Source organism: Enterobacter cloacae complex sp. P15RS, from assembly GCF_014895905.1.
Taxonomy (GTDB): Bacteria; Pseudomonadota; Gammaproteobacteria; order Enterobacterales; family Enterobacteriaceae; genus Enterobacter; species Enterobacter quasihormaechei.
This window is the reverse complement of sequence record NZ_JADBQL010000013.1, coordinates 327,183-337,663: the sequence shown is the minus strand read 5'-3', so window position 1 is coordinate 337,663 and position 10,481 is coordinate 327,183. Positions and strand designations below refer to the sequence as shown.

Below are 10,481 nucleotides of genomic sequence, written 5' to 3'. Positions count from 1 at the left end.
CTCACCGCGCCGGATGCGCCGCAGATTGTCACCGTCAGTGATAACGTGGGCACCGACGCCGGCCCGCTGAGCAACGGACAGCGCACGGACGATGCACGCCCGACGTTTAGCGGCATCAGCGAAGCTGGCACCGTCATTACCTTCTATGACAACGGCAAGCAGATCGGTACCGCCACGGCCGATGCCAGCGGTAAATGGAGCTTTACCCCGTCGACCAACCTGTCTGAAGGAAACCACGCTATTACCACCACCGCGACCGATGCCGCAGGCAATACCAGCCCGGCGTCCACGGCGGTGACTTTCGTGGTGGATACGGTCGCGCCGGGTGCCCCGGCGATCGTCAGCATAACTGATGACGTTGCGCCCAATACCGGCACGCTCGGAAGCGGAAGCACCACGAACGATCCGCGCCCGCAGCTCACCGGCACGGCGGAAGCGGGCTCTACGGTCACCATCTATGACAACGGCATTGCCATTGGCACCGCGGTTGTGGGCAGCAACGGAAGCTGGAGCTTTACGCCGACGGTAAACCTGAGCGAAGGCAGCCACCAGCTTACCGTACGCGCCACCGACGTCGCCGGTAACACCGGACCGGCCTCGCCGGCCTTTACCGTAACGGTGGATGTCACCACCCCGCCGGCGCCAACAGGATTTATCGTTAATGACGATACCGGAGGACTGAAAGGCGCGATTACCGCCGGACAGGTTACCGACGAGTCACAGCCGCGTCTGACGGGCCGCGGAGAGCCGGGCAGCACGATTACGGTTTACGATAACGGCGTTGCGATTGGCAGCACCACCGTTCTGCCGAACGGTACCTGGAGCATCACGCCGACAACGCCGCTGGCAGAGGGTGCACACTCAATTACCCTGCGCGAAACCGATGCGGCAGGCAACCAGAGCGGCCTGTCTGAGCCGATCAACTTCACCGTCGATCTTACGCCGCCAGACATGCCGGAGGCGACGCTCAACTCCACAGGCACGCAAATCACCGGTACCGCCGAGCCGGGCAGTAAAATTGTCATCACCAACAACGCCGGGGTGCAAATCGGGACCGCCACTGCCGACAGCAACGGCAACTACGTCGCCAACCTCAACCCTGCACAAGTGAACGGCGAGATCATCTCCGTGGTCGCTTCCGATGCCGCAGGCAACCAGAGTTCACCGGCGCTGGTTAACGCTGCGGATATCACCCCGCCTGCCGCACCGGGTAACCTTGTGGTGGCAGAAGACGGGGCAAGCGTCAGCGGAACCGCCGAGCCAAACAGCACGATTATCATTAAAGCGCCAGACGGTACGACCATCGGCCAGGCCACCGCCGGCCCGGATGGCACCTTCACTATCCCGATTTCGCCAGCCCAGACCAACGGCGAGGCCCTTGAAGTGACGGCTACCGACGGCAGCGGCAACACCAGTCCGTCCGGCTTTGCCGACGCGCCAGACAGCACGCCGCCGCAGGCGCCGGAAAATGTGGTTATCTCTGCCGACGGCACCACGGTGACCGGTACAGCCGAGCCGGGCAGCACCGTGACCATTCGTGAAAATGGCGTGAAGGTCGGGGAAGCGGTTGCCGACGATCAGGGTAATTTCAGCGTTGATCTGATCCCGCCGAAAGCCAACGGCGAAGCCCTGACCGCCGATGCCACCGATACCGCCGGCAACACCGGCCCGACCGCGCCGTTTGACGCGCCGGACATCACCGCAGCGCAAACCCCGGTCATCACCGGCGTGGTGGACGATGCGCCAGGCGATACCGGTCCCGTCAGCCAGAACGGTCTCACCAACGACAGCACGCCAACCATCAACGGAACGGGCGAGCCAGGCACCACCATCACCCTTTACAGCGGCACTACCGTCATTGGCACCGGTACGGTTGGGCCTGACGGCCAGTGGTCCATCACGCTGGCTACCGCGCTGCCGGACGGCGGGCACGTGCTGACGGCGACCGCGGTTGATGCCGACAACAACCTCAGCGGGACATCGAACACCTGGAGCATCACGGTGGATACCGCCGTTCCGGGCGCCCCGGCCATTACGCAGGTCGTTGATGACGTACCGGGCACTACGGGGGCGCTGGACAGCGATGGCATCACCAACGACACGCTCCCTACCGTGAACGGTACCGGCGAGCCGGGAACCACCGTAACGATCCGACTGGATGGGCAGGATATTGGTACAGCCCTCGTTAACAGCGCCGGCGCGTGGACCTTTACGCCTGCCACGCCATTAGTGAACGGCCAGCATACCTTCACCGTCGTTGCGAGCGATGCGGCAGGTAATACCAGCGCGCCTTCTGGCGGCTTTACCTTTACCGTCGATACGACTCCGCCACTGGCGGCCACCATTGACACCGTCTCCGATAATATTGGTCCAGTGCAGGTTCCGCTTAACAGCGGGGATACTACCGATGATACGCTGCCGCAGTTGCAGGGTACCGCACCGGCAGGCACCACCATCACTATCTATGACGGCACCACCCTGCTCGGCACGGCCGTGCTCGACGGCAGCGGCGGCTGGAGCTTTACGCCAACCACGCCGCTGACGGAGGGTCCGCATTCGCTGACGATCCACGCCACGGATGAGGCGGGTAACACCACCATCTCGCCACCGTTTGAGCTGGCGATCGACACGACCGCGCCTGCAACGCCGGATATTCCTGACATTACCGTCAACCCGGACGGCGGCACGCCGGGTACTGCCCTGAATCCGGGGGAGACTACCCGCGATACCACGCCAACCCTGAGCGGCTCGGGCACGCCGGGGGATACCGTGAACATTTACGATGGCGCCACCAAAATTGGTGAAGCCGAGATCGACGGCGACGGCAACTGGACCTGGACACCAACTACCCCGCTGCCTGACGGCACCTACGATCTCTCCCTGACGGTGACCAACCAGGACAGCGCCGGGAACGAAAGCGCGCCGTCCACGCCGGTGACTATTACCATTGACAGCGACGCCCCTGCCGCGCCTGGTGTTCCGGTGGTGACGGACAGCGTGAGCCAGATCACCGGTCCGGTGGCCGATGGCGGATCCACCAACGATCCGCGTCCGGTACTGAGCGGCACCGGTACGCCAAACGACGTCATTACCATCTATGACCAGGTGGGTACAGGCGCGCCGCAGGCCGTAGGCAGCGTTACGGTAGACGGTAATGGCAACTGGACCTGGCGTCCGGAGAGCAACATCGGCGAAGGGACGCACGAATACACGGCGACCGCCACCGATGAATCCGGCAATGAATCTGTGCCATCAGCCGGTATCACGATAACGGTAGATACCCTTGACCCGACTACCCCGGTCATCAGCGACATCGCTGGCGCGCAGAACGGCGGGTCTACTAACGACACTACGCCAACCCTGAGCGGCACCGGCACCACCGGCGAAACGGTGATCATCTACAACAACGGCGTGGAGGTGGATCGCGTTGACGTCGTCAACGGTCAATGGTCCTATACCCTGCCGACGCAAACCGATGGCCCGCTGAACATCACCGTTGCCGCGGTGGATGATGCGGGTAACCTTAGCCCGGTCAGCCCGGTCTTTAGCGTGACGGTCGATACCCAGACGCCAACCGTACCGCAAATTGACGCCGTCTCTGACAGCCAGCTGGCGAACAGCGTGCTTTACACCCGTGACGGCACCCCAACCCTTACCGGGATCGGCGAGCCGGGTTCGAACGTAACGGTCACCGTTGACGGCGTCGCCTCTCCGGTCGTGGTGGTGGTTCAGCCGAACGGGACGTGGTCCTGGACCGCCGACCCTGCGCTCGCGGAAGGGCCGCACACCTTCTCGGTCGCCGCGAGTGATGCCGCGGGGAATACCTCCGTCAGCTCCGGCGATCTCAGCGTGACGGTGGATACGCTGCCGCCTGCAACGCCAACGAATATCGACATCGCCGAGCAGGGTACGCCGCTGACCGGTACGGCGGAAGATGGCACCACCGTGACGGTACGTGACGCCAACGGCAATATCATCGGAACCGGCGTTGCGACGGGAGGTACCTTCACCATCGCCCTCTCGCCGGCCCAGCTGGATGCCACCACGCTGACGCTGATCGCCACGGACGCAGCAGGAAACGCCAGCCCGTCAACCACCTTTGACGTGCCGGAGTCCACGCTCGATCTGCCTGCGGTACCGGTGATTACGGCAATCAACGATGACGTCGATCCCGTCACGGGCGACGTGAAAGATAAAACCACCAATGACACCACGCCTACCCTTACCGGCACCGCCGATCCGGGCAGCGTGATCGCCATTTATCAGGATGGATCGCTGCTTCCGGTGACCACTGTCGTTGCGGATACCAACGGCAACTGGAGCTACACGCCGCTCCTGCCGCTGACGGAAGGGCCACATACCTTTGCCGTGACCGCCACGAATACCACCACCGGCGAGACCAGTGGGCAGTCGCCAATCGCGACCGTCACCGTCGACCTCACCGCCCCGACAGCGCCAGCCATCGGTGCGGTGACCGATGATGTGGGTCCGGTTACTGGCCCTATCGCCGACGGGCAGAGCACCAACGACAACCGTCCTACCCTCACCGGGACAGGCACGGCTGGGGACACCATTACGATTTACAATAACGGCGACCCGCTGGGCACCGTTCTCGTCGGGCCAACCGGCACCTGGAGCTATACGCCGCCTGCGCTGGATGACGGCAGTCACACCCTGACCGTCACCGCCACCGACCCGGCAGGGAATGAAAGCACCCCATCGGCAGGGATCACCATCGTTGTCGATACCGTCTCCACCACGCCGGTGATAACCAGCGTGACGGATAACGCGGGCAATGCCGCAACGCCTGTACCAAGCGGCGATCCGACCAACGACACCACGCCAACCCTGACCGGCACCGCAGAGCCGAACAGCGTCGTCGCTATATTTGATGGCACCACGCAGATTGGTACTGTGGCAGCAGACAGTACCGGCGCCTGGACCTTTACCCCGGAAACCGCCCTCGGCGAAGGGACGCATGACTTTACCGTCAGAGCGACGGATCCGCAGGGCAACGTTAGCCAGCCGTCCGGCGTCTGGAGCGTCAATATCGATCTGACGGCGCCACAGGTGCCGACGATCGATTCGGTCAGCGATAACGCCCCGGGTGGCGTAACCGGCCCGCTTACCGCCGGGCAGGTCACCAATGACACCACGCCAACCCTTAGCGGCACCGGCCAGGCGGGCACCACCATTCACGTGCTGAATAACGGCGTGGAGATTGGTACCACCACGGTCGACAGCAGCGGCAACTGGACCTTTACGCCGGATCTGGTCCTGACGGACGGGACGTATAATCTGCGCGTTAACGCCAGCGATGACGTCGGAAACGTCTCCGCCAACTCCCCAGTGTTCGCCTTTACGGTGGATACCGCTGGCCCTGCGGCTCCGGTCGTCACGACGGTGATAGACGACGTGGGCCCGGGAACGGGAACCCTCGCCAGCAACGGGGCCACCAACGACACCCGTCCAACCTTCAACGGTACGGGGGAAGTGGGCGCAACGGTACACGTTATTGTTGATGACGTGGAAATTGGCACGGCGGTCGTCAACGCCCAGGGTACCTGGAGCTTCACGCCGACCACCGCGCTGAGTGAAGGGCCACACACCATTACCTTCAACGCCACCGACGCCGCAGGCAATACCGGCGACACTTCGCCGCCGTTCAACCTGACGGTGGATACGTCGGTACCCGTTGCACCGGTCTTTACGCCAGCCACCGATAACGTTGGCACCGTACTGGGCCCGATCGCTTCGGGGCAAAGCACAGACGATACCACGCCAACGCTGAACGGCACCGCGGCGGCCAACGCGACCATCACCATTTATGAGAATGGTCAGCAGGTGGGCACCGCCGTGGCGGATGCCAACGGCGTATGGAGCTTCACCCCCGGCACGCTGGCAAACGGCAGCCACACCTGGACCGCCACGGCAACCGACGCCGCGGGCAACGTCAGCCCTGCCTCACCGGGCTTTACGCTGGTTGTGGATACGACCGTGCCTGTCGCGCCCGTTATCACGCAGGCGATTGACGATGTTGGCACCATCACCGGGGCGATCGGTTCCGGCCAGACCACCAACGATCCTCTCCCGCGTCTGGTGGGGACCAGCGAGCCGCTGGCAACCGTGAATATCTATGAGGGCAACACGCTGGTGGGCACCGGTACTGCCGATGCCAACGGCAACTGGACCATCGATATCACCGTGCCGCTGGACAACGGGCCGCATACCTTTACCGCAGAAGCCACGGATCAGGCGGGCAACACCAGCGCGCCATCCGGCGACTTCAGCCTGACCATTGATACCACGCCGCCAGCGCTGCCGGTGCTGACCAGCATCACCGATGACGTCGGTAACGCTGCGACGCCTGTCGCCAACGGCGGGTTAACCAATGATGCCCGACCAACGCTCACCGGTACGGCAGAAGCCGGCGCCACGATCACCATCTTTGATAATGGGGTACAGATTGGCACCGCTGTCGCCACCGGCGGCGCATGGAGCTTTACGCCGTCTACCCCGCTGGCTGACGGGCCGCACAATCTGACCTTCTCCTCCACCGACGCCGTGGGCAACGCCAGCGCGCAGACCGGCGGCTACACCATCAATGTGGATGCCACCGCCCCTGTCGCGCCGGCCATCACCTCGATTGTGGATGATGTGGGAACCGTCACCGGCCCTGTCACCGGCACTAACCCAACCAACGATACGCGTCCAACGTTAAGCGGCACGGCGGAAGCCAATTCCACCGTACGTATTTACGACGGCACGACGCTGGTGGGAACGGTCACTGCGGATGCCAACGGCAACTGGACGCTGCCGCAAACCAGCACCACGCTGACGGAAGGCGCGCATAACTTCACCGCCACCGCCACCGACGCCGCGGGCAATACCAGCGTGGCATCACCGATTATCACGATTAACGTTGACCTGACGCCGCCGCCTGCCCCGGCGAGCCTGGCGGTGATCACCAACGGTACGCAGGTGACCGGTACGGCGGAAGCGGGAAGCACCGTCACCATCACCAGCAGCACCGGAACCGTTCTTGGAACGGCCGTCGCTGACGGTAGCGGGAACTTTAGCGCCACCATCACACCTGCGCAGACCGCCGGCGAATCCCTGATCGTCTTTGCTACCGATAAGGCCGGTAACGCGGGTATCACCACCTCCGTGATTGCTCCAGTCACGGCGATCCCGAACGCGCCGGTTATCGCCACCATCGACGATAACGTTGGGACGGTGACGGGCAACCTGACCAACGGAAAAACCACCGATGACACCACGCCAACCCTGAGCGGTACGGCGCAGCCGAACGCGACCATCACCCTGTATAACAACGGGGTGCTGATGGGCACGGTCACCGCGAATGCCAGCGGCAACTGGAGCTTCACCACGCCGGTACTGAGTGAAGGCCCGCATGCCTTCACCGCCACGGCGAGCAACGGCTCGGGCACCAGCCCGATTTCCACGCCGACGACCGTGATTGTCGATCTCACTGCGCCAACGGCCCCAACCGGGACCTTCAACGCAGACGGCAGCGTACTGACCGGCAGCGCCGAAGCGGGCAGCACCGTCACCATTCGCCTGGCGGATAATTCAACGGTCACCGCCACGGCGGACAGCAACGGCAGCTGGAGCTACACCTTCCTCAATAAACAGACGGAAGGCCAGACGCTGCAAATCACCGCCACCGATGCGGCCGGCAACGTCTCGCTGCCTGGCTCAGCCCTTGCACCGGTGGTGCCGCTGTCGGCCAGCACCAACGCTGAAGAGCTGGCGCTGACGACCACCGCCACGGTGACCAACTCGCAGTACAGCGACTACGGTTTCCTGCTGGTGGGCGCCGTGGGTAACGTGCTGACGCTGCTCGGCAACGACACCGCGCAGGTAGGTTTCACCGTCGGCAGCGGCGGCACGGCGGATATTGCCGTGAACGCCAACGCCACGGGTGCCGTGCTCTCCCTGCTCAACACCCTTGAGCTGGTGGTGCAGCGCTTTGACGCCGTCAACAATACCTGGACTACCGTGGTGGATACCGGACAGCCGCAGTTCGCTGACCTGTTGACCCTCGGCGCGGCGGGGGTGTCGCTCAACCTGACCGGCCTGGCGAATGGCCAGTATCGCGTCCTGAGCTACAACACCAACCTGCTGGCAACCGGCTCCTACACCAGCCTCGACGTGGCGGTGAAAGAGACCAGCGCAGGTACCGTGTCCGGCGACACCAGCCTTGCGGGTAACGTGATCACCGACGTTGACCCGACCGCAGGCAGCGACAACGCCCCGGCGGGCACCACCGTCACCGCGGTCACCAACGCCCAGGGCACCACCACCAGCGTTACGGCTGACGGCACGGTGATTCAGGGGCAGTACGGCACGCTGACCATCAACCTGGACGGCAGCTATACCTATAACCTGACCAACACCAGCGCCTCGGTCATTGGCCGCACGGAGAGCTTTACCTACACCATCACCCACAACGGCACCAGCGCCTCGGCAAATCTGGTTCTGTCGCTGGGCGAAGGCGCCACCAGCAGCGGGATCGTGGCCGTGGACGATACCGCCTCGCTGACCTTCGACACGACCGTTGAGGCCATTAACAACGGTCCGTCGTCGCAGGGCGGCTTTACCCTGGTGGGCATTAACCTTGGCAATACGCTGGGGCTGAACCTGCTGGACGATCTGGCCAACCCGATCATCTATAACGTGGAAGAAGGCACCACCCGCACCATGACGGTTCAGGCCTCCGTGGGCGGCGTGGCGCTGGCCTCGGTGTTCGACCTCTACATCTATAAGTTCAACAATGCGACGCAGACCTTCGAGCAGATGCGCGTTGAACCGGGCTGGCTGCGCGCGCCGCTGCTGGGCGGCACCTCGCCGCAGCTGACGCTGAACCTGCCCGCCGGCGAGTACCTGTTCCTGCTGAATACGGCGGCGGGGATCACCGCGCTGACGGCCTACACGCTGAACGTCTTGCAGGATCATGTCTACAGCGTGGCAAGCGTGAGCGAGTCCACCACCGGGGATGTGCTGTCCGACGATATCGCACCGGCGGGTACCGTGGTCTCCGACGTTAACGGCGTGACGGTGAACGGCAATGGTCTGACGGAGATTACCGGCGAGTACGGTACGCTGCGGATCAACGCGGCCGGGGAGTACACCTACACCCTGAAGAGCGGGGTCGGTGCTGACAGCATCAGCACGCCGGATACCTTCGTTTATACCATCACCGCGCCGAACGGTTCGAAAGACACGGCATCGCTGAACATCACCCCAACCGCGCGGCCAATGGACGCGGTAAACGATGTCAGCACGGCGATGGACGTGAACTCGGTACACCGCACCGCCGCCTACTCGGATACCACCGTCGGCTCGGCGAGCTGGAACGCCGCGCTGCTCACTTCAACCCAGGGCAGCGGCTTCGGCGACTTCGTGGTGGGCGCGAATACCGCGCTGCACAACGTGGTGCTGACGTTTAACGTCGCCTCGTTGCTCTCACTCGGCGGGTTAACGGTGGACTGGACGCTGTCCAACGGCGCCACCACCGTCAGAACTGGCTCGTTTAACGGCGGGCTGCTGCTGGGCGGCAGGGCAACCATCAACCTGACGGGGCTCGATCTGGAGGCGGGGACCTATACCCTGAGCTATACCGGCAGAATGGGGCCGCTGGCTGTAGGAAATATCACCATAACCCCAAGCGTTACCGGCACCAGCTACTCACTGTCGCAGTTCGACGCCACGGGCACCCACACCGTTGACGGCAATATCTTCGACGGCACCGGCTCCGCGGGCGCAATGGACCAGCTGCACTCGGTGGATACCCGCCTCAGCATTACCGGCTACGACGGCGTGACCACCACGCTGGATCCGTATACCGGCAGCACGCAGGTGAACATTACGGGCCATTACGGCACGCTGGCGATTGCCGCAGACGGCAGCTACACCTACACGCTCAACCCGGGGATATCGTTCTCTACCATTACCAGCAAGGAGGTCTTTAACTACACCCTGACCGATGCCAACGGTAGTAAGGATACTGCGTCGCTGACCATCAACATGGCGCCGAAATTTGTCAGTTCGGAGCATAACGATCTCATCAGCGGCACGGCCTATGGCGACACGCTGATTTATCAGGTGTTGAACAATACGGCGGGTAACGCAACGGGGGGCAACATCACCAGCGCTGGCGGTGACCACTGGACGAACTTCTCCCTGGCGCAGGGAGACAAGATCGACATTGGCGATCTGCTGGTGGGCTGGAACGGTAGCGCGTCGACGCTTGGGAACTATGTCTCTGTTTCACAAAGCGGTGGCAATACTGTGATCTCCATCGACCGTGACGGCACGGGAGCCGCCTACACTAAATCTACGCTCGTTACGCTTGATAACGTTCAGACCACCTACGACGAGCTTGTAAACCAGCAGCACATCATTACCTGATAGCACGTGCAATAAATGACCCGGGCGCGCAGCGCCCGGGCATAAAC

At 63.2% G+C, this 10,481-nt stretch carries 1 protein-coding gene; it reads left to right on the top strand.

The window, feature by feature from the left end; genetic code table 11:
* Positions 1-10,434 (top strand): BapA/Bap/LapF family large adhesin (locus tag IM267_RS09365; protein ID WP_193033250.1); only part of this gene is annotated, 10,434 nt, incomplete at its 5' end.
* Positions 10,435-10,481 lie beyond the last annotated feature (47 nt).